This is a genomic window from Caballeronia sp. LjRoot31 (assembly GCF_964253885.1).
Classification (GTDB): Bacteria; Pseudomonadota; Gammaproteobacteria; order Burkholderiales; family Burkholderiaceae; genus Caballeronia.
The window spans coordinates 699,885-725,733 of record NZ_CAXURX020000002.1 but is presented as its reverse complement, the minus strand read 5'-3'; the positions used below and the strand labels follow the sequence as shown (position 1 = coordinate 725,733).

Annotated in this window: 22 protein-coding genes and 1 pseudogene; 11 read left to right on the top strand and 12 right to left on the bottom strand. The window is 59.9% G+C overall.

The window, feature by feature from the left end:
• Positions 1 to 344 precede the first annotated feature (344 nt).
• Complete coding sequence (locus tag ACSQ8V_RS21660) at positions 345 to 668, bottom strand: winged helix-turn-helix domain-containing protein (protein ID WP_213762267.1); 324 nt, start codon at positions 666 to 668, stop codon at positions 345 to 347.
• Positions 669 to 848: 180 nt separating this feature from the next.
• Complete coding sequence (locus tag ACSQ8V_RS21655) at positions 849 to 1,415, bottom strand: nitrogen fixation protein NifQ (RefSeq protein WP_436207106.1); 567 nt, start codon at positions 1,413 to 1,415, stop codon at positions 849 to 851.
• A 265-nt stretch (positions 1,416 to 1,680) separates the two neighbouring features.
• On the opposite strand from ACSQ8V_RS21655, the pseudogene ACSQ8V_RS21650 reads away from it, so the two are divergent.
• A pseudogene (locus ACSQ8V_RS21650) lies at positions 1,681 to 2,854 on the top strand (porin).
• Between the two features lie 87 nt (positions 2,855 to 2,941).
• Here the strand turns inward: ACSQ8V_RS21650 and ACSQ8V_RS21645 are convergent.
• Positions 2,942 to 3,442, bottom strand: coding sequence for a molybdopterin-dependent oxidoreductase (locus ACSQ8V_RS21645; RefSeq protein WP_436207105.1), 501 nt, complete (start codon positions 3,440 to 3,442; stop codon positions 2,942 to 2,944).
• 364 nt (positions 3,443 to 3,806) lie between these two features.
• Here ACSQ8V_RS21645 and ACSQ8V_RS21640 point away from each other — a divergent pair, with 364 nt between their 5' ends.
• On the top strand, positions 3,807 to 4,733 hold the full coding sequence (locus ACSQ8V_RS21640; protein WP_436207104.1) for a hypothetical protein: 927 nt from the start codon (positions 3,807 to 3,809) through the stop codon (positions 4,731 to 4,733).
• Positions 4,734 to 4,756: 23 nt separating this feature from the next.
• On the opposite strand, the gene ACSQ8V_RS21635 is transcribed toward ACSQ8V_RS21640, so the two are convergent.
• Positions 4,757 to 5,185: a TOBE domain-containing protein gene (locus ACSQ8V_RS21635; protein WP_436183642.1), complete on the bottom strand. Its 429-nt coding sequence runs from the start codon at positions 5,183 to 5,185 to the stop codon at positions 4,757 to 4,759.
• A gap of 235 nt (positions 5,186 to 5,420) precedes the next feature.
• Between ACSQ8V_RS21635 and ACSQ8V_RS21630 the strand changes: the two genes are divergently transcribed.
• Positions 5,421 to 6,296: an extracellular solute-binding protein gene (locus ACSQ8V_RS21630; protein WP_213761993.1), complete on the top strand. Its 876-nt coding sequence runs from the start codon at positions 5,421 to 5,423 to the stop codon at positions 6,294 to 6,296.
• On the top strand, positions 6,293 to 8,131 hold the full coding sequence (locus tag ACSQ8V_RS21625) for an ABC transporter ATP-binding protein/permease (RefSeq protein ID WP_436207103.1): 1,839 nt from the start codon (positions 6,293 to 6,295) through the stop codon (positions 8,129 to 8,131). Before ACSQ8V_RS21630 ends, ACSQ8V_RS21625 begins: the two co-directional genes overlap by 4 nt.
• Before the next feature lie 74 nt (positions 8,132 to 8,205).
• On the opposite strand, the gene ACSQ8V_RS21620 is transcribed toward ACSQ8V_RS21625, so the two are convergent.
• The gene (locus ACSQ8V_RS21620; protein WP_436207102.1) at positions 8,206 to 8,943 is read right to left on the bottom strand and encodes a response regulator transcription factor; all 738 of its coding nucleotides are present in this window, start codon (positions 8,941 to 8,943) and stop codon (positions 8,206 to 8,208) included.
• 382 nt (positions 8,944 to 9,325) lie between these two features.
• On the opposite strand from ACSQ8V_RS21620, the gene ACSQ8V_RS21615 reads away from it, so the two are divergent.
• Positions 9,326 to 10,786 carry an MFS transporter gene (locus tag ACSQ8V_RS21615; RefSeq protein ID WP_436207101.1) on the top strand — a complete coding sequence of 487 codons (1,461 nt, stop codon included), beginning with the start codon at positions 9,326 to 9,328 and terminating at the stop codon, positions 10,784 to 10,786.
• A gap of 129 nt (positions 10,787 to 10,915) precedes the next feature.
• On the top strand, positions 10,916 to 11,086 hold the full coding sequence (locus tag ACSQ8V_RS21610; protein WP_213762302.1) for a hypothetical protein: 171 nt from the start codon (positions 10,916 to 10,918) through the stop codon (positions 11,084 to 11,086).
• A gap of 82 nt (positions 11,087 to 11,168) precedes the next feature.
• Here ACSQ8V_RS21610 and ACSQ8V_RS21605 read toward each other — a convergent pair whose 3' ends face one another.
• Positions 11,169 to 11,441 (bottom strand): hypothetical protein, encoded by a 273-nt coding sequence (locus tag ACSQ8V_RS21605; protein WP_158936157.1) that lies wholly within the window; start codon positions 11,439 to 11,441, stop codon positions 11,169 to 11,171.
• 339 nt (positions 11,442 to 11,780) lie between these two features.
• Here ACSQ8V_RS21605 and motA point away from each other — a divergent pair, with 339 nt between their 5' ends.
• The gene (gene motA, locus ACSQ8V_RS21600) at positions 11,781 to 12,650 is read left to right on the top strand and encodes a flagellar motor stator protein MotA (RefSeq protein WP_436207100.1); all 870 of its coding nucleotides are present in this window, start codon (positions 11,781 to 11,783) and stop codon (positions 12,648 to 12,650) included.
• Positions 12,651 to 12,710: 60 nt separating this feature from the next.
• On the top strand, positions 12,711 to 13,784 hold the full coding sequence (gene motB / locus ACSQ8V_RS21595) for a flagellar motor protein MotB (RefSeq protein WP_436207099.1): 1,074 nt from the start codon (positions 12,711 to 12,713) through the stop codon (positions 13,782 to 13,784).
• On the opposite strand, the gene ACSQ8V_RS21590 is transcribed toward motB, so the two are convergent.
• Positions 13,773 to 14,141: a nuclear transport factor 2 family protein gene (locus ACSQ8V_RS21590; RefSeq protein WP_436183557.1), complete on the bottom strand. Its 369-nt coding sequence runs from the start codon at positions 14,139 to 14,141 to the stop codon at positions 13,773 to 13,775. The two genes, motB and ACSQ8V_RS21590, sit on opposite strands and share 12 nt — an antisense overlap.
• Before the next feature lie 378 nt (positions 14,142 to 14,519).
• Between ACSQ8V_RS21590 and ACSQ8V_RS21585 the strand changes: the two genes are divergently transcribed.
• The gene (locus tag ACSQ8V_RS21585; RefSeq protein ID WP_436207098.1) at positions 14,520 to 15,683 is read left to right on the top strand and encodes a porin; all 1,164 of its coding nucleotides are present in this window, start codon (positions 14,520 to 14,522) and stop codon (positions 15,681 to 15,683) included.
• Positions 15,684 to 15,790: 107 nt separating this feature from the next.
• On the opposite strand, the gene ACSQ8V_RS21580 is transcribed toward ACSQ8V_RS21585, so the two are convergent.
• Positions 15,791 to 17,446 carry a bifunctional aspartate transaminase/aspartate 4-decarboxylase gene (locus ACSQ8V_RS21580; RefSeq protein ID WP_213761929.1) on the bottom strand — a complete coding sequence of 552 codons (1,656 nt, stop codon included), beginning with the start codon at positions 17,444 to 17,446 and terminating at the stop codon, positions 15,791 to 15,793.
• A 737-nt stretch (positions 17,447 to 18,183) separates the two neighbouring features.
• On the opposite strand from ACSQ8V_RS21580, the gene ACSQ8V_RS21575 reads away from it, so the two are divergent.
• Positions 18,184 to 20,853: an excinuclease ABC subunit A gene (locus ACSQ8V_RS21575; RefSeq protein ID WP_436207097.1), complete on the top strand. Its 2,670-nt coding sequence runs from the start codon at positions 18,184 to 18,186 to the stop codon at positions 20,851 to 20,853.
• A 103-nt stretch (positions 20,854 to 20,956) separates the two neighbouring features.
• Here the strand turns inward: ACSQ8V_RS21575 and ACSQ8V_RS21570 are convergent, their stop codons facing one another.
• From ACSQ8V_RS21570 to ACSQ8V_RS21560, 3 genes are all read right to left on the bottom strand, one after another.
• Positions 20,957 to 22,018 (bottom strand): alkene reductase, encoded by a 1,062-nt coding sequence (locus tag ACSQ8V_RS21570; protein ID WP_436207096.1) that lies wholly within the window; start codon positions 22,016 to 22,018, stop codon positions 20,957 to 20,959.
• 70 nt (positions 22,019 to 22,088) lie between these two features.
• Positions 22,089 to 22,385, bottom strand: coding sequence for an ArsR/SmtB family transcription factor (locus ACSQ8V_RS21565; protein ID WP_213761926.1), 297 nt, complete (start codon positions 22,383 to 22,385; stop codon positions 22,089 to 22,091).
• Between the two features lie 122 nt (positions 22,386 to 22,507).
• On the bottom strand, positions 22,508 to 23,191 hold the full coding sequence (locus ACSQ8V_RS21560) for a dihydrofolate reductase family protein (RefSeq protein ID WP_436207095.1): 684 nt from the start codon (positions 23,189 to 23,191) through the stop codon (positions 22,508 to 22,510).
• A gap of 171 nt (positions 23,192 to 23,362) precedes the next feature.
• Between ACSQ8V_RS21560 and ACSQ8V_RS21555 the strand changes: the two genes are divergently transcribed.
• The gene (locus tag ACSQ8V_RS21555) at positions 23,363 to 24,274 is read left to right on the top strand and encodes a LysR family transcriptional regulator (protein ID WP_436207094.1); all 912 of its coding nucleotides are present in this window, start codon (positions 23,363 to 23,365) and stop codon (positions 24,272 to 24,274) included.
• 22 nt (positions 24,275 to 24,296) lie between these two features.
• Here ACSQ8V_RS21555 and ACSQ8V_RS21550 read toward each other — a convergent pair whose 3' ends face one another.
• Positions 24,297 to 25,670 (bottom strand): MFS transporter, encoded by a 1,374-nt coding sequence (locus ACSQ8V_RS21550; protein ID WP_436207093.1) that lies wholly within the window; start codon positions 25,668 to 25,670, stop codon positions 24,297 to 24,299.
• Positions 25,671 to 25,849 lie beyond the last annotated feature (179 nt).

The window sequence follows — 25,849 nt, the reverse complement described above, 5'->3', positions numbered from 1 at the left end:
AAGCGTGTTCGTGTCAGGATTCGCGAGAAGGAGGGTTTCAAACATCCTCCGCTCTGGCGAGCACCGTGCTTTTGGGGCACCTATGAATGAAAACTGCACGCTGTGGACACTTAGGGTAGCGTGGTTGAAAGCGCTTTCTTTGCTTCGTTTCTTTGTCGCTTTGGACAAAGAAATGACGTGCCGCCACGCACAGTGGCTAATAGTGATAAAGAGAAAATCCAACTCTCGCAGACCACTAAGGCCGAAAGCACCAACCCGGCATAGACCCCGACCACTAACCCCAGAACCGACCAACCCGGCACTGCCGCCCCCAACCAAGTGCGAACGAAAGCCCCCTCTCATCATCACCGCTTCATAAGCCTGGTCAACGCGGAAATCTGCGGCGCGCAGGTCCTGGCCGCTTCCGCTTCAATCTCCCGATAAAGCCGCACGATCTTTTCACCAACCGGCGTCAACACGCAACCACCACCCGCCGAGCCACCCGTTTCCGAAGACGTTGCCGGCGCCTTGAGCGTACGGTTCAGTTCGTCGATGAGCAACCACGCCCGCCGGTACGACATGCCCAGGCTGCGCGCGGCAGCCGAGATCGAACCATGCTCATGCACAGCCTCGAGCAAATCAATTTTCCCAGGGCCGATTGCCACAGCGTCCGCCTGGCGAATGCGCATGCGAAAACGCACCTCGGGTTGATGGGATAAGGAAGGAGTCACTGGATCTTTCACGGATTTGGCCATGCGCGAAAGCATACACGAGGCCGACAGGCCCATGCATCCACGACATCACCCCTTCACCAGGAAGCCGCAACACTCAGGCCAGTGGTCAGGCGCAGCGCTCACGATTTACTGCCTTTATTTACCGCCTTTACTGCCTTTACCGCCGAAACAAAACCCGAAATCTTCGCAGCCCGGACATCCTGGCGCCGGCTGCGGCACCAGTCCAAGCGACAAAGCAAGTTCTCGCGCGAGGAATTTTTTCCAGCGCATTCCGTCAACATTGCGCGCCACCAGCGTCGGGAAATACCGGCTGAGCATGTCGGTGACTTCGTCGCGCCCGCTTAGCCCAAGATCTCGCCACAGATGGTCCGGCCGCAAGCACGCATGGGCAATGATCGATGCGAGACAGTCCGCATCGGCCATGTCGACGGCGCCACCCGCCCGGACATGACTCAGCAGGAAGACCACAAGCGCGCTGACGAACCCGGCCTGCTCTTCCGAGCGGATAACCAAACCCGCCCTTGTCGGTCGCATTGCGCCAAAGTGCCGGCCATACAGCAAGGCGAATTGTTCCGGCGATAACCCAAGCAGAGAAGGGTCATCGTGCGCGGCAAGCAAGGTGGCGAACAAAGCGGTGCCGGGAGCATCGGGAGAGGCCGAAGCGGCCAACAATTGGGCGCGCGTCACGAGCGAATGTGTCATTGCCGGGTAGCGGGGATACAGCCGATTGCGGGGTGTCACGGCAAGCCCTGACTCAAAACGAGTATGCCACGCGCAGCCCGGAGTCAAGCCCGTGTCTCGTCAACCCTACAAACAACCCATATTTAGTTTACCAAATTGTGACATACCGTTATATTCCTGCCGATATTTCGAAAGACTGATTGTAAGGCTCATTTCGCCTCGAGCAACACGTGGGCGTGGCGTCCATTACAAACGGCGGCAACTCAAACTAAAGACAGGAATAGCGATGAAAAGGAAAATCGTGGCGGCGGCTGCATTGAGCAGTGTCGGGGTAATTGCACATGCACAAAGCAGCGTGACGCTATACGGCTTGATCGACGCCGGCGTGACTTACGTCAGTAACGCCGCGTCCCCGGCCGGACATGGCCAGCTGTTCAAATACGGCGACGGCGTAGCCCAAGGCAGCCGTTGGGGCCTGCGCGGCGTAGAAGACCTGGGTGGCGGCCTGCAAGCCCTCTTCACCCTCGAGAGCGGCTTCAGTTCAGGCGATGGCACGCTCGGGCAAGGCGGCGCGTTGTTCGGCCGCCAGGCGTATGTGGGTATTGCGAAGAAAGGCCTGGGCTCGGTCACGCTCGGCCGCCAGTACTCGTTCTCGACCGACTATCTCGGCGGCAACTATACGATGGGCGGCCAAACGCCCGCGGGCAACTACGCGTTCCACATCAATGACCTGGATCAACTGACGTCCAGCCGTATCAACAACGCCGTCAAGTTCAGCAGCGCCAATTTCTCGGGCCTGACCTTTGGCGCGATGTACGGCTTCTCGAATCAAGCCGGTTCGTTCGCCGGTTCGCCTACCACCACCGCCGGCACCACAACCACGCAAGGGTCGTCGAGCACGATCAGCGCCGGTGTGAATTACGCGCAAGGGCCGTTCAGTATCGGCACTGCCTACACCAATATTCGCTTCCCCAATGGCGCGACGCCCGCGTTCAGCGTCAGCATCGCAAACGTGAATACCGGCGGACTGCGCGACCTGGAAACCTTCGGCGTGGGCGCGTTATGCCATTGGTGCGGGCACGATCTGGGGTAACTGGACTCATACGACGTTCGATCCGATCACGGGCGCCGAGTCCAGGCTGAACAACTACGAACTTGGCGGCAAGTATGCGTTTACACCGGCCTTGAGCGCAGGCCTGGGCTACACATTCTCGAAGCTTGACGATCATTTCGAGGGCAAATGGCACCAGGTCAGCAGCATGCTCGACTATGCGCTATCCAAGCGCACCGACGTCTACGCACTCGTGATTTACCAGAAGGCTTTGGGCAGCAATACGATCAATGGCCGCGACGTTCCGGTCCAGGCTGAAATTGGATCGAGCTCGAGCTTCATCGGTAACTCGGGTACCGGCGCGAACAATCAGGTTGCAGCCCGCATCGGCTTGCGTCACAAGTTCTGATTCGTTATTTCCGGTGGCCGGCAAACGCTGCAAAAAGGCGCTTGCCGTAACAGGCTTCAGGGATTTACCGGATATAAGGCGATCAACTCAGGCCGTCAAGACCCGGGCCACGATCCGCACAAGCCGCTTGACGTGACGGGGGGCCGGAAGAATATCCGCGCCTGAAAACAGAATGGGTACGCCATCCTCGGTGCTAAGCGAGCGGCCCCCGCATTCATGCGCGACGATGACCCGCTCACCCACGGGCGTATTGAACAATTCGTGCCATGAGAAGGTGACCGCGTAGCCATCGTGCGCGACCGCAATGAACACTGTGCGCTTGAACTCGCCCTTAGGCTCGGGCCGCAGTCCGGCTTTCAAGATCAGGTCTTTCAGCAACACCCCCCTATAGGTGTCGACGCTGCGGATAAACCGGTTCGTCGTATAACAGCGCAAATCGAACGGATCGGCAACTACATTGGGTTGCTCCCTGAATTCCGCAAGATCGACGGTCAACGGCCGCAGAAAATCCCCTTCAAGCGATATGACGGCTTTCGCAGTGGTTTCGAGCGCGACTGCGTGGGAATGGGCATCACTCGCATCACTCATTTCTCATCCTCCAGGGGCCGGTTGCAGGCGGCTTGTCTTGCATTATATCCACGTGAATATTACGCTGCTGTCACGGTCGGCAAGTCAGTGCGCGAACAATAGGCAACATATAAATCCGCGCATATGCGCGCCAGGATGGCACGTTGCTAAATCAGGCGATTGATTTTGAATTCGCGCCGGTGGGCGGGTTTTGAGTTCTGGCGATCGTTGGAAGGGGTCTATTCCGGGGTATTGGCGGTTTCAGGGTTAGCGCCCGGCATTAAAAACCCCGGCCACTAGCCGTGAATCGGCCCAGTACCAACCCTGCCCGCCTAAAGCGATATATTGATGGCCTCAGACCCACGCACAGGCCAAGGAAAATACGATGTCCCAGCGTCTCACCCGCTACGTCCTAACGCTCGCAAGTACCCTGACCGCCGCTGCGGTCATCGCGCTATCCGGTTGCAGCTCGGCGCAAATCGTAAGTGCGCCACAACGCGTCACCCTGGATGCACGGGCAAATGGCATTGCGATCCGCCCAGCCGATGGCACGATCTTCATCACTGACGATAAGACCAATAGCGTGCTTTCATCGGCCGACGGCAAGACATTCAAACCGTTTGCCGCCATTCCCGTGGTCACCGGACAAGGAAATGCGCTAAGCCAGGTGAGCATCGCGGATACCGGTTCGCTACTGGTCGGACGATTCGGATTCGGCACAGCAGGCGCCGTGTTCGACATTGAAGCAAACAAGTCCGTCTCGCCCCTGTCCGGCACCGATCCAATGCGGCGAAGACTGGGACTTGCGGCAATTGGTACGGGAAAAATACTCTCAACCTGGTTCGTCAAGAACGGCAATAGCCCGGCAACGGGCGGCCTCAGCCTGATTACTTACGATGTCTCAACCCACACCGCGTCCGAACACAACCTGTTGACTGGATTGGCCAAGCCCGTCGGCATAGCCGTACAAGGCGACACCGTTTTTATATCGGATCAGACTGACAACATGATCCTGAAGACCAGCCTGTCCAGACTGATCAACCATGCTCAAGGCGGCGGCCTGAGCACAAAGGTGATCAAGATCAACGGACCCGACCTGTTGACCATCGATTCAAACGGCACGCTCTATACAAAATGCAATTCGACGGCGGTTTGCCGGATAAGCCCCGATGAATCGGTTGCCGTCATCGCAAACGATTTCGAGGATGCGCGCGGCGTCGCTATCGACCCGGCGCATCACATGTTGTACGTCATAGACCGGCCGAAATCCGCTGACAGCGCCAGTACCCTGCGGGTTATTCCATTGAACTGACGCAGCACGGATTAGCGAGAAGGTTAGTCATCCACGCCGATAATCACGCTCGACGCCTTGAAGATCGCCGTGGCCGCTTTCCCGTTGGCGAGCGCCAGCCGTTGCGCGCTTTCGTTCGTGACAATAGCGGCAATTTGCGCGCCGCCCGCGACAGTAATAATGACTTCGCTGTTCACGGCGCCCGTGGTCACGGCCGACACCGTCCCGGCAAAGCGGTTCCTCGCCGATACCTGGCTATCCGCCACATCGACCATCACAATGACGGACGATGCCTTGACCAGCGCGAACGCAGCCTTGCCGGCGGCCAGTCCAAGCGATGCTGCGCTGCCATGCGTGATCACCGCGACAATCTCCAGACCGTCATTGGCGCGCAGCAAGATCTCGTCATTGACCGCGCCATGCTTGACGTCCACCACTTCACCGACAAATTGATTTCGGGCACTTGTTCGCATATTCATCTCCGGTTGCGGCGTCCTTCGAAGGCGTGGATCACCCGGATCTCAGGACGCACATGTTGCTATGGTCATCTGCATTGCAGGCCACAAGTGTAACCGCACCACGCCGCCCCGCTTGGGACGAATCGCCGCGCAAAACATGTCCATGTCTGTCGATGAAGTTAGCGAACAAGTTAAGTCTCGGCGTAATATAGCGCCCTTTATTACGCCCTTTATCAACGTGGAGAATCAAATGATCCGTAAGGTGATGGTGTCGGTTGCGGTCATGGCCAGCGCGCTCTTGAGCCATGCCGCCGTGGCGGATGAAAACGCCGTAAACGTGTTGTATGCCGGGTCGCTCGTCAATTTGATGGAGCGCAGTGTCGGCCCCGCTTTTGAAAAGGAAACCGGCCTGCATTTCCAGGGCTATGCGGCGGGTTCGAACAAGATCGCCAACGAGATCAAGGGCAAACTGCGTCGCGGCGACGTGTTCATCAGCGCGAGCCCGAAGGTCAACACGAGCTTGATGGGTGCGGCCAACGGCGACCACGTGACGTGGTATGTCACATTCGCCGAATCGCCACTGATGATCGGCTATAACCCGCGCAGCAAATTTGCCGCCGACTTCAAGACCAAGCGCTGGGACAAGGTCTTGCAGGAGCCGGGTATTCGGATCGGCCGGACCGATCCCAAACTGGACCCGAAGGGCGCGTTCACCGTCGAGATGGTGAACAAGGCCGCCGAGCTTTATCACCAGCCGGATCTGGTCGAAAAGACGCTGGGCGCAGCCGATAATCCCGATCAGGTCCTGCCTGAAGAAACCCTGGTCGGTCGCTTGCAATCCGGACAACTCGACGCGGGCTTCTTCTATTCCACCGAGACCTCCGACCTGAAGATTCCGTCGCTGCGTCCCGCACCCGAATTGCAAGCCAAGGCGAGCTATACGCTGACCATTCTCGGTGACGCGCCGAACTCGGCGGGCGCCACGCGCTTTGTCGACTTCCTGCTCAGCGAGAAGGGCCGCGAGTTGCTTAAGGAACACGGTGTCGACGTCATCAAACCCGCGATCACCGGTAACGCCCAGGCCATGCCGCCGTCCCTCCAGGCTGTGATCGACGCGACTCGATGAAACGCACCGCTGCGCGTCCACTGCTGTGGCTTGCAGCGCTGCTCGCAGTCTACTTATGCGCGCCCTTCCTCGCGAGCATCCCGCAGGTCGGCGCAGCGGACTGGCACGGGGTCGACTGGACCAGTACGCTGTCGGCGGTGGCGGTATCGGCGGGCAGCGCGAGCGTGGCGTCGCTCGTCATCTTGCTGGGCGGCGTGCCGCTGGGTTACCTGCTCGCCCGGTCAAATTCGCGCAAGGCGGCGTTGCTGGGCTTTGTCGTGCAATTGCCGCTCGCCTTGCCGCCGCTCACCAGCGGCGTCTTGCTGCTGTTTCTTCTCGGCCCCTATAGCTGGGTCGGACAACTGACCGGCGGCGCACTGACCGATTCGTTCACCGGCATCGTGCTGGCTGAAACGTTTGTCGCGGCGCCGTTCCTGATCATCGCGGCGCGCTCCGCGTTCGCGGCCGTCGACCCCATGTTCGAGGACGTGGCCGCCACGCTGGGACATCGTGCCGGCAGCCGCTTCTTTCGCGTCACGCTGCCGGTTGCATGGCCTGCAATCAGCGCCGGACTGGCGCTGGCGTGGCTGCGCGCATTCGGCGAATTCGGTGCGACCGTCATGGTCGCGTATCACCCGTACTCGCTGCCGGTTTATACGTATGTGGTGTTCGGCGGCCAGGGCTTGCCGGCCATGATGCCCTTGCTGTTGCCTACGCTGGCCATTGCCATTGCGTGTGCAGCGTTGTCCATCTACAGCCGCAAAGGGCGCGCTTCGTTGAGCCCGGAACTCGTCAATGGCGATGAGGCCGACGACAGCGTCCCCGCACATCCGGTCCGAGATGAAGATGACCGCCGCCTGAGCATCGTGTTGAAAAAGCGTCTTGGCAGCTTCGATCTCGACATCGAATGGGCGCCGCAGACACGGCGTCTTGCCATTATTGGCACGTCGGGGTCGGGCAAGTCGCTGACGTTGCGCCTGATCGCGGGGCTTGAAGACGGACAGACGGCTACCGTGACGCTGGGTGGAAGTCCTCTCCATGCCCTGTCACCGGAAGAGCGCAGGATCGGTTATATGCCGCAGGACTACGGTCTGTTCCCGCACATGACGGTCGCGCGACAACTGGCGTTCCCGCTGAATGCGGATGCGGCGAGCGCACGCCAATGGGTCGATCAACTGGGTCTTTCAACGCTGCTTAACCGCTTGCCGCGTGAACTTTCATTCGGTCAGCGTCAGCGCGTGGCGCTTGCTCGTGCACTCACGCAGCATAGCCAGTTACTGCTCTTCGACGAACCCTTCGCCGCACTCGACACCCCGCGGCGGCGCCGTCTGCAGCAATCGTTGCGGGCACTGCAGCGTGAGATATCGGCGGTCACGGTGATCGTCACTCATGATCCCGATGAAGCTGCGCTGCTCGCCGACGAAGTATTGCTGATCGAGCACGGCCGTGTGCTTCAGGCGGGACCGGTGAGCGATGTCTTCGAACGCCCCGCTTCAATGCGCGTGGCGGAATTGCTTGGGCTTCACAATGTCGGGCAAGGACGCATGCTTGAAGCAAACACGGTCGAACTGGGTGGCGAGTTACGCCTGGACATTGCGGGTAATAGCGCGATCCCCGTGGGACAAACTGTGATGTGGCGACTGCCCGCGCTTGCGATCATGCCGTCTGAGGAAGGTGACGAAGGTAAGTTCCAGGGTACGGTCGAAGGTATCGAACTACGGCGTGGAGACCGTTATGCACGGCTGAAAGTCTGCGGTGTGACGTTCGATATTCCCAGCGATGACGCTCGCCTGAAGACCGGCACAACACATCGGTTCTCGGTGGACATCGATAAATTAACTATCTGGTCCATTTGATGGGCCGAGGCATCAGGTACACAAAAACAAGCCGTCCTGCGACGGCTTGTTCATTTTCAGACACCACGCATGTATCACGCAGTGCAAGCAGTGGCTTCCTCATGCATGAGCGTTTCATCGACGGTGTCACCGTAAAGATGCAACAGCCTATAGCCGCTCTTGTACACAGGCTGCAAGCGGAAGTGATTGATCGGCTCGATCATCAGCGCGAGCCTCAAGCGTGACACGTGGCTGTCGATGGTCCGCGTGGACTCGCGAAACTCGCGCCCCCAGACCATCGCGAAGATGTGATCGCGCGACAACACCCGCCCGATGTTCGAGAAAAACAGCAACGCCAGCCGGAATTGCGTGCCGCTCAATTGCACCGGTTGACCCCGTACGGTGACGCTCTGCTGGCGCGAATCGAAGCGATACGGGCCCAGTTCCGTGATAGCGGCAGTGTTCGCCGGATACGCCCGCCGCAGCAGCGCTTGTACGCGTGCCCCGAACTCGGCGGAACGCACGGGATGCGTGACGAAGTCGTCGGCGCCCGCGGTCAGCGCACGCACCACGTTGCTCTCGCCGCCATCCACCGAGACGAACATGACCGGCACGCGCTCACCGATGCCCGAGCGCATCGACTTCAGCAGGTCGAGCCCGGACAAGCCGCTGGAATGCCAGTCGAGGATCAGCATGTCGACCGTGGACCGGGACAGCGCTTTCGACATCGACAAACCGTCGCTGAACGGAATGCAGACATGGTTGAGCCGTTCGATGATTCCGCCGACGACGAAGCGGTGCTGTGGATCGGATTGAAGAATTGCGATGCGCATGATGGCGAGACCCGTGAACCTGCAAACGGTGACTTCGGGACGTACTGAAATAACGTTATTGAAGACACCAAAGAGGGCCTCATGAGGCTCCACGAGACCGCTTTAGACGCGCGAATTCTGCAGAGCGGTACCGGGTTGATCCATCGGAAAACTCTTAATCTCGGTCGCCGGATCGTCACAAATGCTTTCAATATGTCTCGCGAAGTCACTGTTTGTGCCGACACGTAACGGCGTCAGACACTTTCGAACAAATGTTGCCCGGAAGCCATTTCAGGTGTTTTAAGCGGACGCACAAGGGCGCGCACGGCTCCCGAAAAGTCGTGCATGCATATTTCACGAATCACGGAAACGTCGGACGCTCCGGGTCGATAAGCTGGTCTCCATGAACTCGAACCTTATCTCCTCGCGCACCGGGCTGAGCACACGCCAGGCGCTGATCGTCACCACGGCCAGCATGGGTTTCGTGGTCTCTCAACTCGATGTCACCATCGTCAATGTGGCGCTTGCGAGCATCGGAGGCGACCTGCACGCGAGCGTGGCGGGCTTGCAGTGGACCGTCGACGCCTACGCGCTCGCCTTCGCCGCGCTGATGCTCTCGGCAGGCGTGCTCGGCGACCGTTTCGGCGCACGACGCTTGTTCGTCGCGGGCCTGATGCTGTTCGGGGTGGCTTCCGCCGCTTGCGGCTTTGCAACGGACGCGACTCAACTGGTCGCTGCACGCGCATTGCAGGGCATAGGCGCGGCCGCGATGCTGCCCAACTCCCTGGTGCTGCTCAACCAGGCTTGCGGTCACGACGGCGGCCTGCGGGCGCGTGCCGTGGGCTTGTGGACGGCAGCGGGCGCAGTGGCGATTGCCGCCGGGCCGATCGTGGGCGGCCTGTTGATCGCCGCGTTCGGCTGGCGCAGCATTTTCTGGGTCAACGTGCCGTTATGCGCAGCAGGCATCGCGGCGACCTACGTGTGGATCGCCGATAAAAAGCCCGAGCAGCAAGCGCACGATATCGATTTGCCCGGGCAAGTGCTCGCGACCGTTGCGCTGACCGCCTTCGTCGGCGCGATGATCGAGCTCCGGCCGTTGGGGCTGACGCACCCGCTGGTGATCGGCGGCATTGCCGTGGCGCTTCTCGCGGCCGTGGGACTTGTGCTGGTCGAGCGGCGCGCGTCAGCGCCCATGCTGCCGCCTGCGCTGTTTCGGGACTCGACGTTTAATTCGGCCACAATGTTTGGCATTTGCGTGAACCTCACGTATTACGGCATGGTGTTCGTGCTGAGCCTGTACCTGCAGCGCGTGCTTGGCCATACGCCTTTGGAAGCCGGGCTCGCGTTCCTGCCGCTCACCGGGGGGTTCCTGTTGTCGAATCTTGCGAGTGGTGTGGTCGTCGCGCGCTTCGGCTCGCGCTTGCCGATGATCGTTGGCGCATTGATCGATGCAACTGGTTTTGCCGCGCTCCTTTTCGTCAACGCGTCTACGCCCGTGGTTGCATTGCTGTTGCCCTTCTTGCTGATTCCGACGGGCATGGGACTCGCCGTCCCCGCGATGACAACCGCCGTATTGGGCTCGGTTGCGCCCGATCGGGCTGGCACGGCGTCGGCGGTTCTGAATACGGCGCGGCAAGCGGCTGGCGCAATAGGCGTCGCCGCATTCGGCGCGCTGGCGAGTCATTCCGTTATGGCGGAAAGCGCGCAGATCGTGATGGGCGTAAGGGTGTCGGCGGGGGTATCGGTGGCGTTGCTTTTATTCGCTGCAGTCCTTGCATGGCGGGTGGTCGAGAGCAAGCGCGCCAAGGAAGATAAAGCGACTGAGACGGTATCGGTTAAATGTGGCGCAGGAACTCGCCACTGAGCATGATGCCTGCACGCTAAGGGCGAATGAACCACGCCGGGAACGCTCGTTGCGTCTGGTGTGGCATATGCTTCTTTATGCACTTGTCGTGCAACGCGCGGTCCGCAGGCCGCTAATGAGGAACTGGACATGTCCACGCCGCCGCCGGACCCGACCTACTTGCCGATCGAACCCGATCCCGACGAACTGCTCGACCCCGATTCACCACCGCCCCCGGACGATCCCGACTCACCCGATGGTCCGGATTCCGCCACGCCAGTGGTTCCTGCAGATCCGAACAACGGTACGCCGCGTCTTTGATTTTGCAACTGCGGAACAGCCAAAGAAATACCCGCCTGCGTTCAGGCAGGCGGGCATTTTTTTTTGGCCGATGCTGTACAAATTAAAGGGTCGTCGTCAGGATTTCGCCCGATGCGAGCGCTCGCTCGATAAGCCCTTCCTGCTGCGCCTTGCGCACGGCTTCGGCGACAAACGTTTCCGGCGCTTCGACTTCTGCTTTGATCGCGCCAATGATCCCCGACGCCTCGACAATGACCAATGACTTCGCCGAATCCGCCCGGCTGATGATGACGCGCTGCGGACTGCCGCCGTCTGCGATGCTTGCACAGAACTGCACCGACTTGCCGTCGATGGTTTGCTCGAAAGTTTGAATCATCGCTAGGGTTCGCCTGTAGTAAATGGGTATCGGGCCAAGCACGCATAAAACGTTCCGCACCCTGTTCGTCCCTGTTATCTATTGGGCATCCAGCGCGACGCAGGTTCAAAAAATGACGATGAACCAAGGCGCGCAGCGATCCTGGTTGTCCGTCGAACGCAATCATCTGAAGATTAGACAAAGCTGTTCCGACCACTACGTAGGCAGACCTTTTTGCCGTGCTCCTCCGACATCAGGAAAAAGATACCTCCGCTCTACCCTAAATCTGCTGGCCCGCTTGCCGTTAAGGTCTAGGACAGCTTCATTCAAACGAAGCATAAAAAATCAAGCGGAGAGAGCATGTTCGTCGTTATTGGCTGGGTCGTCGTCATCGGGTCGGTGATCGGCAGTTTTGTAGGCGTAGGCGGCCATCTGGTCGCACTGTTCCAGCCCTTCGAGCTGTTGTGCATCTTCGGCGGGGCAATGGGTGCGTTCGTCGTATCGAATCCGGTTACGACGCTCAAGAAGACCATCAAGGTCCTCCCCAGCGCGTTCAAAGCGGGAGGCTACTCGAAGGAAAAGTACGTGCAGCTCATCGCACTGCTGTACGAGCTGCTTCAGAAGGCGCGCAAGGAAGGCATGATGGCGCTCGAAGCCGACGTGGAAGCGCCGCAAAACAGTCCGACGTTCAAGAAATACGAGCACGTGCTGAACGATCACAATCTGCTGGAATTCATTGTCGACTACCTGCGCATGATGTCGAGCGGCAACATCAACGCGCTCGAGATGCAGGACCTGATGGACGAAGAACTCGAGACGCATCACGCGGAAACATCGCTGGCAGCCGACGCAATCCAGAAGATGGCCGACGGCCTGCCCGCGTTCGGCATTGTCGCGGCCGTGATGGGTGTCGTGCATACCATGGGCTCAGTGGGCGCCGCGCCCGCGATACTCGGCGAAATGATCGCGGGCGCGCTGGTCGGCACGTTCCTCGGCATCCTGCTTTCGTATGGTTTCTTTGGGCCACTGGCCGATCTGCTGGCGGCAAAAGGACAGGCCGAAGCCAAGCCGTTCCAGTGCGTGAAGTCGGTGCTGCTCGCGTCGATGAACGGCTACGCACCGGCGATTGCCGTCGAGTTCGGGCGCAAGGTGCTGTTCACCGCGGATCGTCCGACCTTCAAGGAACTCGACGACGCCGTGCGCGCCACCAAGCAACCGAAGTCGGCGTGACGAGCCTGTCCTGCCCGGCGCACATTAGCCGCACCACGCAGATCACCAAGAGGTTCGCTCATGGCTGACATCCCCTCCCGCGAGCCCATGCAATCGGTGCTGGCGCCGACCGTCGTAGTGCGACGCAAGAGGAAGTCCAGGCATGCTGGCCATCATGGCGGTGCATGGAAGATCGCCTACGCGGATTTCGTGACGGCCATGATGGCGTTCTTCCTGCTCATGTGGCTGCTCGGCTCGACCTCGAAGTACGACAAGCAGGGTATTGAAGACTATTTCAACACGCCGCTTTCAGCGGTCTTCGGCGGCAAGGACGGCAGCGGCGCCGCACGCACGAGCGTGATCGAAGGCGGTGGACGCGATCTCTCCAGTTCGCGTCCGGGAGAGGCAACCAAGAGCCAGCCTCAGCCGTTGCCGACGGCGGCCCAACGTGCGGCCGAGAGCGCGAGCGCGACTGCGGTTGCCGCAGCCAAGGACGACGCGCAGCGCTTGCAGCAACTCAAGCAGAAACTCAGCGCGTTGATCGAACACACGCCCGCACTGGCCGCGTACAAGGATCAGATTCGTATTGACATCACAAGCGAAGGATTACGCATAGAGATCGTCGATTCACTCAAGCGGCCTATGTTCCCCTCAGGCAGCGCGAAGCTGGAATCGTACGTGGTGACCATCCTCTCGCAGATCGGCGCCTCGCTCAACGACGTGGACAACCGCGTGTCGATCGCCGGACACACGGACGCCGTGCCTTACTCGGGCGGTGAAGCAGGTTATTCGAACTGGGAGTTATCGAGCGAACGGGCGAACGCCGCACGCCGCGCGCTGATCGCCGGCGGCATGAACGAAGGCAAGATCCTGCAAGTGCGCGGACTAGCCAATGTATTGCCGCTCAACAAGGCAGTCGCCGACGAACCCACTAACCGGCGCATCAGCATCCTGGTTTTGAATAAGGCCGCCGAACAAACGTTCTTTGCGGACGGCGGGCGCACCGCCGTGGATGAGTCGCGGCCGGCCAGCTCGATGATCCCGGCAGCCGTCGGGGCACAGCCCGCAAGCGCTGTGATTCAGGCGGTAGTGGAGGAGCAACTGGCCAAGCCGCGTGCTGTGTCGGCAAGCGCCGGGCCAGCCTTAAAAAGCTAGCACGCTGCAGTGAGCGGCGGCGATCCGCCAGCCGCACTCCGTCTCCACCCACATGCGCGTGTAGCAAAGATTGGCCGAGAGCGGCACGCCGCCGAATTGGCCGCTTAGCGCCGCATGCGTGAGCGTCACGGCGCTCTTGTCGTACACGCGCACTGTCTGTTCCTTGATCTCCAGCCGCTCGATCCGCTGTATCCCGTAGCGATGCGCGTTCAGGTCGTCAGCCTTGCTCCACACCTTGCCTGTTGCGTCGACGAACGTGAGGTCGTCGGCGAGCAGCGTATCCAGCACATCCACGTCCGATGCGAGCATGGCGTCCCGCAAGCGCCCTTCCAGTTCCGCAATCACGCTCTCGGTCATCGCTTTGTCCCTGGTTTGAAGATGAGCCGCCAGCATAGCGCAACGACTGGCGAAAGCGCGCTTTCGCGCCCTCTTTCGATACCGGACCAAGCCGCTCGACGAGCAGCTTTGCATGGGTCGATTCGTTGGCTGATTTGTCGGCTAAGTGCTCGCCAAATAACCGGTCCAGAGGCTTGCCGGAAGTATTTTTTCTCTGGCCGTAGCTTAAAAACAACTGTCATATACCTTACATATTCATTCGATAAAGTCCGCCCGTCGCGAGCTACGGACCGTCAGAGTCCGATGCCGTGCATCACTTGTTTGCATCAGTTACTTGAACCGATTAGTTGCGTCACTTACTCACGTCACTTACTCACACCCACGCTTAGGGAGAACGTTTTGAACCGTAAAACACTGCTCGCCACTGCTGCAATGGCGGCATTCGCTGCATCGGCCACTTCCGCTCAGGCTCAAAGCAGCGTCACGCTGTACGGCCTTGTTGACGCCGGTATCAGCTATGTGAACCACAGCGCCGTCGGCAACGGCAGCTCGAAGAATTTCAAGTATGACGATGGCGTGGCACAAGGTAGCCGTTGGGGCCTGCGCGGCGCTGAAGACCTGGGCGGTGGCCTGAAGGCGATCTTCACGTTGGAGAATGGCTTCAACAGCGGCAACGGCACGCTCGGCCAGGGCGGCGCGGAATTCGGCCGGCAAGCGTTCGTCGGGATTTCGAAGTCGGATGTCGGCTCGGTGACCCTCGGCCGGCAATACTCGTTCTCGACCGATTACCTCGGCGGTTCGTATTCCATCGGCGGCCAGACGGTTGCAGGCAACTATGCGTACCACATCAACGACGTCGACCAGCTCACGTCGAGCCGTATCAACAACGCGATCAAGTTCAGCAGCGCCAACTTCCACGGCGTGACGTTTGGCGGTTTGTACGGCTTCTCGAACCAGGCTGGCGCATTCGCGGGTTCGCCAACCACGACGACGCAAGGTTCGTCGCGCGCTTATAGCTTCGGGGCGAACTACGCGACCGGCCCGTTCAGTGTCGGCGCAGCTTACACGGACATCCACTACCCGGGTTCAGCGACGCCGACGTTCAGCACCAGCATTGCGAACGTCCCGACAGGTGGTTCGAAGGATCTGCGCACGTTCGGTATTGGCGCCAGCTACAAGTTTGCTGCTGCAACGGTGTTCGGCCTCTGGACCAACACGCGCTTTGAGTCCATCACGGGCGCGACGTCGAAGTTCAACGTCTATGAAATCGGCGGCAAGTATGCATTCACGCCGGCCCTTACCGGCGGCCTCGGCTACACGTACATGAAGCTCACCGATGCGGCGACAGGCAAGTGGCAACAGGTCGATGCAAGCGTGGACTACGCACTGAGCAAGCGTACCGACGTCTACGTGCTGGGTATCTATCAACACGCGTCGGGTTCGAATGCCGGCACACCTGTGCAAGCGGAGATCGGTTCGAGCACCAGCTACTTCGGAACGTCGTCGGGCAAAGGTACGAACGAGCAGATCGCTGCACGCGTGGGTATTCGCCACAAGTTCTAAAGCAGGCATTTGACGACAAAACGGGCCACTGGGGTTACTTTTCCCCCAGCGGCCCGTTTTTCGTTTGACGCTCGTTCAGACGCTTCTCTCGAAGCGCCGTTGCTGCCTCAAAGCACCTTGTTCTTATCGAGCGACTTGCCCGTTGCGGCGTTATAGCGCTCGACATACTCCACCATCAGCTTGCGCATCGCGCGGCCGATTGCCTTGTAGTCACTCTCGTTGAGGTTGGCGAGCGACACGCGGCCCGATGGGTGTTGCGTGCCGAAGCCGCGTCCCGGCAACAGCACGACGCGTGCCTCCTTCGCGAGCCGGAACAGCAGCTCGGAGGGCTCGGTGTTCTCGAAGAGCCACGTGACGAACTCCGGCCCATAGGCACGATTGCCAAGGAATTCGAGGTCGATGATGGTGTAGTAATCGACCTGGTTTACATCGCTGTCGTCAAACGAAATCCCTATCTCCCTGTACAACGCCTCTTTGCGGCCGCGAATCAGGCGCTTGAGCGCGTTCTTGTAAGCCTCAGGCGTATCCATCAGCGCGAAGAGCGAGAACAGCACCATCTGCACCTGCTGCGGCGTGGAGAGCCCTGCGGTGTGGTTCAGCGCGACGGTACGGCTGTCGGCCACCAGGCGGTCGATGAACTTCAGGTTCTCCGGTTCAGTGGTGATCGACTCATAACGCTCATGCAATTCCTTGCGCTGCTCCTTTGGCAACTTGCGGATCAGTTCGTCGATCACGTTCTCGCGATGCATGGCGATCGTGCCGAGCCGCCAGCCAGTCGCACCGAAGTACTTCGAATACGAATACACGAGGATGGTGTTCTTCGGACACAGCGCGAACAGCGAGACGAAGTCGTCGGCGAAGGTGCCGTATACGTCGTCGGTCAGCAGAATCAGGTCCGGCCGCTCTTTCACGATCTCCGCGATGTACTCCAGGCTCTCGGTATCCATCTTGACGGAAGGCGGATTGCTCGGATTCACGAGGAAGAACGCCTTCACCTTCGGATCGCGCAGCTTGTCGAGTTCCTTCTTCGAATATTGCCAGCCGAGTTCCACATCGGCGTCCAGGTTGACCACGTTCAACTGGTAATCGTTAAGCGTCGGGATTTCTATGTACGGCGTGAAGATGGGCGAGCCTAGCGCGATGGTGTCGCCTGGTTTGATCAGGTGATTCTCGCGCATCGTGTTGAAGATGTAGGTCATGGCGGCGGTGCCGCCTTCGGTCGCGAAGATATCGAAGTCGCCAACGAACGGGTGTTTGCCGATCATTTCTTTCTTCAGATACTGCGCAACAATCACCTCCGACAACTTCAGCATCCGGTCCGGCACCGGATAATTCGACGCGAGAATCCCCTCGCACATTTCGTACAGGAACTCGCCGCCGTCAAGACCAAGCTGGTCGCGCACATATGACAGCACGCCGCGCAGGAAGTCGATGCCGGCAACGCCTTTGTTGTCGCGTGCAAAAATTTCAAAGCGCTCTTCCAGTCCTTCGTGTTTCGGAAAGCCGCCCAACCCTTCAGGCATGTGCGCGAACGATCGCTCCGACTCGCGCATGGCAAAAAGGCCGAGTTGCCAGAAGCCGTGGCGCGGAATGGTGGCGAGGAAGTTCGGATTGCCCCGGCCTGCGTTCAGCATGGCCGCGTTGGCGGGACGCTCGACCGCGCCGCCGCCGGCGGCCTTGATCAATTCATCCTTGAGTTCGAACGGGCTGAGCGCCGCGATCTTGGATTGTTCCTGCGAGCCCGCCTTTGTAGATTTTGCCATCCAACACCTCCAGAAATGATCGACTGCTTGAAAGAACGACGTTCTCGGGTAAACGTCAGTCCCTTTGGGAGAAAAGCGGCAATGAATTTTCAGGTTTTGCGTCTTTGATTGCAGCCCGATTGCAGCTCATTAACCGGGCACTACACCACTCCTTTTCAACTGAACTTCGCAACAATTCCGCAAATCAATACACAGATTGTTTATGCATTATGATCACGATAATTTTGGGCAATGAAATAATCAAGATACCGTCCGCAGGCTTGCGAGTTAATAGTCTAGGGGAGAAAACTTCAAACGCAATCGCTTTATGTTTTCTCGTGGGGCTTGCGCGCGATGGCCTTTGCTGGCAAAGGCCATCGCGCGCAAGCAATCAAACAGCGTTTAAAGCGCTGATACCCAAGCGTGCCTGATATTCGACCGTATTACCGATTGCAATGATGGACAGACTCGCGCATGAAGGAGATTACGTGTTGAACAGAAACATAACAGACTAATTAGCCGATTTGATCGGGTTGCTTAAAACCTTCCGAAAACCCCTGGTATATCCCGGATATCAGAACGCAAGTATTCGGGCACGCGCCGTGCGCCCAATGCCAATGCCGGATCGACAGCAATTTCGCAAGCCACTTAAACTGTCTGCAATCCGCCAGGCCAGGTGTCGCGCGACTGCTTCATCGTATTCAGACACGTCCTTGCTACCGTGCAGGCAAACCGAACCACACAACAGCGTCAAGCGCATGCCAACTCGAAACAAGAAGCCCGAACACACACCACCCCATCCATCCCGGACCGGCTTCGTGCGGGTGCGGGGCGCGCGCGAGCACAACCTGCGCAACATCGATGTCGACATTCCGCGCGACGCGCTCGTCGTCTTTACCGGCGTCTCGGGCTCGGGCAAGTCGTCGCTGGCCTTCGGCACGCTCTATGCCGAAGCGCAGCGCCGTTATTTCGAATCCGTGGCGCCCTATGCGCGTCGCCTCATCGATCAGGTCGGTGTTCCGGAAGTGGATTCCATCGAGGGCTTGCCGCCCGCTGTCGCTCTGCAGCAGCAACGCGGTACGCCCAACGCACGCTCGTCGGTGGGCAGCGTGACCACACTGTCCAGCCTCGTGCGCATGCTGTACTCGCGCACCGGTACCTACCCGGCGAAGCAACCTATGTTGTTCGCCGAGGATTTCTCGCCGAACACGGTACAAGGGGCGTGTCCCACGTGTCACGGTCTGGGGCGTGTCTATGAAGTGACCGAGCAATCGATGGTCCCCGACGACTCGCTGACTATCCGCGAGCGCGCAATCGCTGCGTGGCCGCCGGCGTGGCATGGTCAGAACCTGCGCGACATCCTGGTCACGCTGGGGTTTGATGTCGATACGCCGTGGCGCGACTTGCCGAAGAAAGACCGCGACTGGATCCTGTTCACGGACGAGACGCCGACCGTTCCCGTGTATGCCGGCATGACGCCGAAAGAGACGCGCGCGGCGCTCAAGCGCCACGCGGAACCGAGCTACCAGGGCACGTTTACAGGCGCGCGACGATATGTGCTGCACACCTTCGCCAATACGCAAAGCGCATTGATGAAGAAGCGCGTGTCGCGTTTCATGGTGAGCAGCGCGTGTCCGTCGTGCCATGGCAAGCGATTGAAGCCCGAGGCGCTGTCCGTGACATTCGCGGGACTTGATATAGGCGAGTTATCGCAGATGCCGCTTGCCCGTGTTGCCGATGTATTGCGCCCTGTTGCTCGCGGTGAGGCGCCAGGGGGCGCAACTATATCGGCATCCGCCGGTGAAATATTGAGCAAAGACGAGATGCGCGCAGCCGTCGCACAACGGGTCGCATCCGGCGGATCGGAACACAAGGCCTCTCCCGATATCAGACGGACTACGAATCAATCCAGGGAGAAGCAGGTTGCGGCGCAACGGATTGCGAGCGAGTTGCTCGAACGCCTGACCACGCTGATCGATCTCGGCCTGGGTTATCTGGCGCTGGATCGGGGCACGCCGACTTTATCGTCGGGCGAGTTGCAGCGGCTGCGGCTTGCGACGCAGCTCGCATCCCAGTTGTTCGGCGTGATCTATGTCCTCGATGAACCCTCCGCCGGTCTTCACCCCGCCGACGGCGAAGCGTTGTTCAGCGCGTTACTGCGCCTGAAGGCCGCAGGCAATTCACTGTTCGTGGTCGAGCATGATCTGGAGATGATGCGCCGGGCGGACTGGCTGGTGGATGTGGGTCCGGCCGCGGGCGCGGCAGGCGGCCAGATCGTATATAGCGGGCCACCGGCGGGATTGGCGGACATCGAGGAATCACAAACGCGGCTGCATCTGTTTGGCGATTACCGGCCAACCCCGCGTTCGAAACGCACGCCGACCGCCTGGTTGCGGCTTGAGAAGGTGACGCGTAACAACTTGCACGACCTGGAGATCGCTTTTCCGCTCGGCTGCTTCACGACCGTCACGGGTATCTCGGGCTCGGGCAAATCAAGCCTTGTCAGTCAGGCGCTGCCGGAACTGGTCGCGGACCGGCTTGGCCGGCCGGTCACAGCAGAAACGGATGAAGAGCGCGATCCGTTGCTGGATGTCGAGGACATTCCGACCGGTGGCGAAATAACGGCCGGGATGGAGCGAATCCGGCGACTGGTACGGGTCGATCAGAAGCCGATCGGGCGCACGCCGCGTTCGAACCTCGCGACCTACACCGGCCTCTTCGATCACGTGCGCAAATTGTTTGCGGAGACGCCCACAGCGCGCCGGCGCCGCTATGACGCGGGCCGGTTCTCGTTCAACGTTGCGAAGGGCCGCTGCCCGACGTGCGAGGGAGAGGGCTTCGTGAGTGTCGAATTGCTGTTCATGCCGAGCGTATATGCACCGTGTTCAACGTGCGCAGGAACGCGCTACAACCCGGAAACGCTGGAGATCGAATGGAAGGAAAAGAACATTGCGGACGTGCTGCAGATGACCGTGGACACGGCATGTGCGTTCTTTGTCGAAGAACCGCAGATCATGCGCGCGCTCACCGTGCTAAAGGACATTGGACTGGGTTATCTGCGCCTGGGCCAACCGGCTACTGAACTGTCCGGCGGCGAGGCGCAGCGGATCAAGCTGGCGACCGAACTTCAGCGAGCGCAGCGGGGCGAGACCCTTTACATCCTGGATGAACCCACGACCGGACTGCATTCCACGGACAGCGACCGCTTGTTGATTCAATTGCAGGGTCTGGTCGATGCGGGCAACACAGTGATTGTCGTGGAGCACGACATGCGCGTGGCGGCCCAAAGCGACTGGGTCATCGACATGGGACCGGGCGCAGGAGAGGAAGGCGGAAAGATGGTGGTCAGCGGCACGCCGGAAGACGTAGTGAAGCGGGGGAAAACCAGCAGCTATACGTCAAGGTATCTGAAGGCCTGCTTGTCCTGAGGTTTCGCCTGAGCAACTGAGCGAGGGCCTGGAAACAAAACAGCCCGTGACTCCCTATGGAGCCACCGGCTGCTGTACACCAAAACCGGAACGCTTAGTCCACTTAGTCCATCGTTTCGAGCGTCGGATAGTCCGTGTACCCTTCGGTGCCGCGAGCATAGAACGTCTCGGGGATGGGCGCATTCAACGCAGCGTCACTTTCGAAGCGTTTCACGAGATCCGGGTTGGCGATGAACAACTGCCCCCACGCGACGGCGTCGGCGTCACCCCGGTCGAGCGCTGCCTGAGCGCTTTCCTTGGTGAACTTCTCGTTGGCAATATAAATGCCGCCAAAGGCTCGCTTCAACTGCGGTCCGATCGAGTCTTCGCCAACGCGTTCACGTGCTGCGATGAAAGCGATCTTGCGCTTGCCCAACTCACGTGCCACGTAACCGAAGGTAGCGGCGCGATCGCTGTCGCCCATGGTGTGCGAATCGGCGCGTGGTGCGAGATGCATGCCAACCCGGTCAGCGCCCCACACTTCAATACACGCGTCGACCACTTCGAGCATCAGGCGTGCGCGATTTTCAATCGGGCCGCCGTAGATGTCCGTGCGTTTGTTCGTGCTGTCCTGCAGGAACTGGTCGAGCAGATAACCGTTCGCGCCGTGCACCTCAACGCCGTCGAAACCGGCAAGCTTCGCGTTCTCGGCACCCTTGCGGAACGCCGCGACCACCCCTTGGATCTCGTCGAGTTCGAGCGCGCGCGGCGTCACATATTCGCGCTGCGGACGCACCAGGCTCACATGGCCTTGCGCCGCAATCGCGCTAGGCGCCACCGGCAAGTCACCGTTGAGGAAGATCGGGTCCGAGATCCGGCCGACGTGCCACAGTTGCAGCAGGATCGTGCCGCCTGCGTCGTGGACCGCCTTCGTCACGAGCTTCCAGCCTTCAACCTGCTCGTCCGACCAGATCCCCGGCGTTTCGGCGTAACCCACGCCTTGGGGCGTAACCGACGTCGCTTCGCTCAGGATCATGCCGGCTGCGGCACGATCGGCATAGTACTGCGCCATCAACGCGTTGGGCACACGTTCAACACCTGCGCGCTGACGCGTGAGCGGCGCCATGATGATGCGGTTACGAAGATTAAAGGCACCGGCTTTGAGCGGGTCGAAAAGATTTGGCATTTTGAAAGTATTCCTAAATAGGGTGGAATGAGATCCGGCAACCAGAACACGGGGGACCAAGTTGAATGCGTCAAAGGCCGTTGCGAAGCTGATCGAGAAACGCCTGAATGACCGCTTCGTCGCGCTTGAAAAATATCCACTGCCCAACCCGCCTGGAGGTCACCAGGCCCGCTTTGTGAAGCGTGGCCAGGTGAGCCGACACCGTGGATTGGGACATATCGCAACGTGCGTCGATCTGCCCGGCGCACACGCCATTCGCGAGCGGAAACTCCTGCTCGGGGAAGTAGGCTTCGGGCTCCTTGAGCCACACGAGAATCTCGCGGCGGACCGGGTTAGCCAGGGCCTTGTGAATGGCGTCGATATCCATGGAAAAACGGCTTAAGTAGAATCGCGATGAAACGAAGTATATTTCGTAAAAATCCGATATACAAGCAATCCAGTATAGCCGATAGGGGTAATCCCGAATCTCGCCGCTTGGAGCGTTCCCCGTCAGGTCGTCTTGCGCGTATAACGCAACCAGACGGCGTCGTGAGCGACCTGCTCAACTGATGTAAGGGCCAGATACGCGGGACTTTTCCATGCGTCCATCGCCACCTCGAATGAGGACGGATGTTCGCTGCGGCCGTCCACGAGCGGCATGATCAGCACGCTTACTTCATCCACCAGACCGGCATTCACAAACGCACCGCTCACGTGCGAGCCACCTTCCACGATCAGCTTCTTCACACCCAGTTCGCGTTCAAGCGTACTGACTACATCTGCCAGGTCGATGTCGGTCTTGCCACCGAAAACGTATGACACGCCAATCGACTGAAGATAGGCGAGGAAGTCGTCGGAGACCTGTTCCGTCACCACTTCAACCACGTGCGACTTCAACGCGGTATTCGATTTCCATTCAACCAGTCCCTTCGGGTCGATGGAAATGGCGTACTGGTCCGCGCCGCGTTCGGCGAAGTGATTCGTGCGAGGAACCGGCTGCTTCGCGAGGCCCTTCGGATAACCCTCTCCGTGGGCGATTTCCTGCATCGTAACGCGGCCGCAAATCCAGCCGTCGGCTTCAAAGGTGCCGGCCGTGTTCTCGTAGAGATCGGACGCAAAGTCGAGATGCCAGCCGTCGGTGAGACTGCGGCCATCGACGGAAGACATCATGTGGCAAACGATATAGGGCTTCATGGGCGTTGGTTTGGACGTTGGGGGAACCGAGCAATGCAGCAAGTAGTGTTCCGCGCCACCTGCCGAAAAAAGCAGGACGGAACCTTCCTGAAAGCCAGAACACGCTGGCGCCGAAGAGATGCTTGTGGTTTCATTCGTCCTTTGGATCGCACGGACAACGCGCCGCCATTCATGGACCTGAAGCAGATTCACTATTTCATCGCGCTGTTCGAAGACGGCTCGGTCACGCGTGCGGCGAAGCGGCTCAACATTGTGCAGCCGGCGCTCAGCATGCAGATATCGAAGCTTGAAGCAGAGCTTCACCAGCCGTTGTTCGAGCGCGGACCGCATGGCATGACGCCGACCGAAGCCGCGCGGCTGATGTATCGGCTATACGTACCGATCATTCGCGATATCGAACACGCCCGCGAGCAACTGAGCCGCAGCGACGTGATCGTCACCGGACGCGTGGCGCTCGGCATGGTGTCGTCCGAAGCGGAGAGCGTGCTGCCTGAATCGCTCGCGACCTTCAACGCGCTGTTTCCGCAAATGGAAGTGTCGGTGGCGGACGGCTTCAGCGCGCAATTGATCGATGCAGTCGAGGCCGGGCGCCTGGATGCCGCGGTCATCAACAAGCCGCGCGGGCGCCTGTCACTCGACACGCGTTCCTTGCTCGACGAAGAGATGGTGCTGGTCACCAGCGCCACTCATGGACGGCCGATGCCCGAGGCCATCGACCTGGCTGAACTCGGTGATCTGGAACTCGTGCTGCCCACCCGCCGCAACGGCCTGCGCGGCGTGCTGGATGCTGCGCTTCTCAACGCGGATATAGTCATCCAGCCGAAGTTTGAAATCGATCTGCTGAATACAATCGTGCAGTTCGTCGAACAGAGCAACGTGGCGACCATCCTGCCGCGCGTCGTCGTCCAGCGGAAAGTGGACGAGGGTCTGCTGCGCGCTTACCGCATTGCGTCGCCGGGGATCGTGCGGCATATCGTGTGCGTGAGTCACCCGAAGCGGCCAATTGGCGCCGCGACGAACGCGCTCATCGAAATCATCACCGACAACATCCGTCGCGTGACCACGACCGCCACATCCGCTTGATTCGGGGGCGGGCTCGAAAACGTCAGCCCACCTGCGCCGAACGATTCTCGAGCTTGCCCAGTGTCTCCGGCACGATGAACGCACCGCCAAGAAAGATCACGCTGATCACGCCGACGAAGATCGCCAGCGTCATCGGCAACTCGCCCGGGTCCTTCGCCACCAGCGAGACAGCGGTGGGCATCATGCCGCCGATCGCAAAGCCGATATTCCAGGACAGCCCCGTTCCGGTTGCACGGATGGCGGTCGGGAAGCGCTCGTTCAGGAAGATCAGGATAGGCGCGTACCCCGCGCTGCCGAGTGCGCTCAACACGACCGCATAGACACAGATCATCGTGATGCTTTGTGCGGTGGGCAACAGCAGGAACAGCGCGGGCAGCGCGACCAGGCGGACCAGTCCGAGCCAGATAAACGCCCCCTTGCGGCCGATGAACGTGCTCAGGTGCCCCGCCGCCACCGACGCGATGAGTACCCCCACACTCGCAATCATCAGGATGCCAGCGGCCGCGCCGTTAGGCACGTGGCTGACCACTTTGAGGAAGGTCGGCAGGTAACCCGAGGTCAGGTAATAACCGCTGCCGCCACCGATCGTGAGCAGCAGGTTGACGAACAGAATGCCGCGATAGTCCCGCGAAAACAGTGTCTTGATCGGCGACCGGATGATTTCCACCGACGCGGAGATGTCGCGTGCCGCAGCCTTTGCGGCCTTCTCCTCCGCCAGCTTTTTCCACAACGGCGACTCTTCGAGGCTATTGAACACGAACAGCCCAAGCCCTGAACTGATGATCCCGGTGAAGAACATGCAACGCCAGCCCCAGACGTCGAAGAGCTCACCCGGAAAGATCGACGACATGGTCAGGTAGACGATAGAAGCGAGCAAGGCGCCCAGGCCCGCACCGCCGCCGCCGATCAGCCCGGACACCGCGCCGCGATACTTCGGCGCAACGGATTCCGTGCCGATGGTATGCGTGGACGCTACCACGCCGCCCACGAACACGCCCTGCACCAGGCGCAGTGCGAGGAACAGGATTGGCGCTGCCAGGCCGACTTGCGCAACGGTAGGCAGGATACCGAAAAGAGCCGTCGATATCCCCACGCCAACGACCGCGAGAATCATCGCGCCCTTGCGGCCGTGCCGGTCCGCGTAGGAACCGAACCACGCGGAGCCGAGCGGGCGCATCAGCAGGGTCACGGCGAATGACGCATAGACCGCAGCCAGCGAAAGCATCGCATGTTGGGACGGAAAGAACAGCCGGCCAACCACGGGAGCCACATATAACAGCACGAACAGATCGAATAGATCGAGTGCCCAGCCCAGGCATGAGGCCACGACTGCGCCCATCACCTGTCGCGTGTTTACTTCGGGCATGGCGGCGCTTTCCTGTGCTGCTACGGACATGTTATCTCCTTGAAGGTCGCGGTGCCCTCTCTCGAATGGCACCGTGTTTTTGGCACATCGAACTGTCGTGCTCTCGTTGGCGTTTAAGAAATCGTCGGGTGTATTGAATGCCGGTGCTGTACGCCTGCATCGGAACTGACTTGCATGCTCAGCATCGGGTGCTCGCGCTTTAGCGCCTC

Coding starts and splice junctions, on each gene's coding strand:
- ACSQ8V_RS21660 (WP_213762267.1), bottom strand. CDS start 668: ATGCGCATTCGCCAGGCGGACGCTGTGGCAATCGGCCCTGGGAAAATT.
- ACSQ8V_RS21655 (WP_436207106.1), bottom strand. CDS start 1,415: ATGACACATTCGCTCGTGACGCGCGCCCAATTGTTGGCCGCTTCGGCC.
- ACSQ8V_RS21645 (WP_436207105.1), bottom strand. CDS start 3,442: ATGAGTGATGCGAGTGATGCCCATTCCCACGCAGTCGCGCTCGAAACC.
- ACSQ8V_RS21640 (WP_436207104.1), top strand. CDS start 3,807: ATGTCCCAGCGTCTCACCCGCTACGTCCTAACGCTCGCAAGTACCCTG.
- ACSQ8V_RS21635 (WP_436183642.1), bottom strand. CDS start 5,185: ATGCGAACAAGTGCCCGAAATCAATTTGTCGGTGAAGTGGTGGACGTC.
- ACSQ8V_RS21630 (WP_213761993.1), top strand. CDS start 5,421: ATGATCCGTAAGGTGATGGTGTCGGTTGCGGTCATGGCCAGCGCGCTC.
- ACSQ8V_RS21625 (WP_436207103.1), top strand. CDS start 6,293: ATGAAACGCACCGCTGCGCGTCCACTGCTGTGGCTTGCAGCGCTGCTC.
- ACSQ8V_RS21620 (WP_436207102.1), bottom strand. CDS start 8,943: ATGCGCATCGCAATTCTTCAATCCGATCCACAGCACCGCTTCGTCGTC.
- ACSQ8V_RS21615 (WP_436207101.1), top strand. CDS start 9,326: ATGAACTCGAACCTTATCTCCTCGCGCACCGGGCTGAGCACACGCCAG.
- ACSQ8V_RS21610 (WP_213762302.1), top strand. CDS start 10,916: ATGTCCACGCCGCCGCCGGACCCGACCTACTTGCCGATCGAACCCGAT.
- ACSQ8V_RS21605 (WP_158936157.1), bottom strand. CDS start 11,441: ATGATTCAAACTTTCGAGCAAACCATCGACGGCAAGTCGGTGCAGTTC.
- motA (WP_436207100.1), top strand. CDS start 11,781: ATGTTCGTCGTTATTGGCTGGGTCGTCGTCATCGGGTCGGTGATCGGC.
- motB (WP_436207099.1), top strand. CDS start 12,711: ATGGCTGACATCCCCTCCCGCGAGCCCATGCAATCGGTGCTGGCGCCG.
- ACSQ8V_RS21590 (WP_436183557.1), bottom strand. CDS start 14,141: ATGACCGAGAGCGTGATTGCGGAACTGGAAGGGCGCTTGCGGGACGCC.
- ACSQ8V_RS21580 (WP_213761929.1), bottom strand. CDS start 17,446: ATGGCAAAATCTACAAAGGCGGGCTCGCAGGAACAATCCAAGATCGCG.
- ACSQ8V_RS21575 (WP_436207097.1), top strand. CDS start 18,184: ATGCCAACTCGAAACAAGAAGCCCGAACACACACCACCCCATCCATCC.
- ACSQ8V_RS21570 (WP_436207096.1), bottom strand. CDS start 22,018: ATGCCAAATCTTTTCGACCCGCTCAAAGCCGGTGCCTTTAATCTTCGT.
- ACSQ8V_RS21565 (WP_213761926.1), bottom strand. CDS start 22,385: ATGGATATCGACGCCATTCACAAGGCCCTGGCTAACCCGGTCCGCCGC.
- ACSQ8V_RS21560 (WP_436207095.1), bottom strand. CDS start 23,191: ATGAAGCCCTATATCGTTTGCCACATGATGTCTTCCGTCGATGGCCGC.
- ACSQ8V_RS21555 (WP_436207094.1), top strand. CDS start 23,363: ATGGACCTGAAGCAGATTCACTATTTCATCGCGCTGTTCGAAGACGGC.
- ACSQ8V_RS21550 (WP_436207093.1), bottom strand. CDS start 25,670: ATGTCCGTAGCAGCACAGGAAAGCGCCGCCATGCCCGAAGTAAACACG.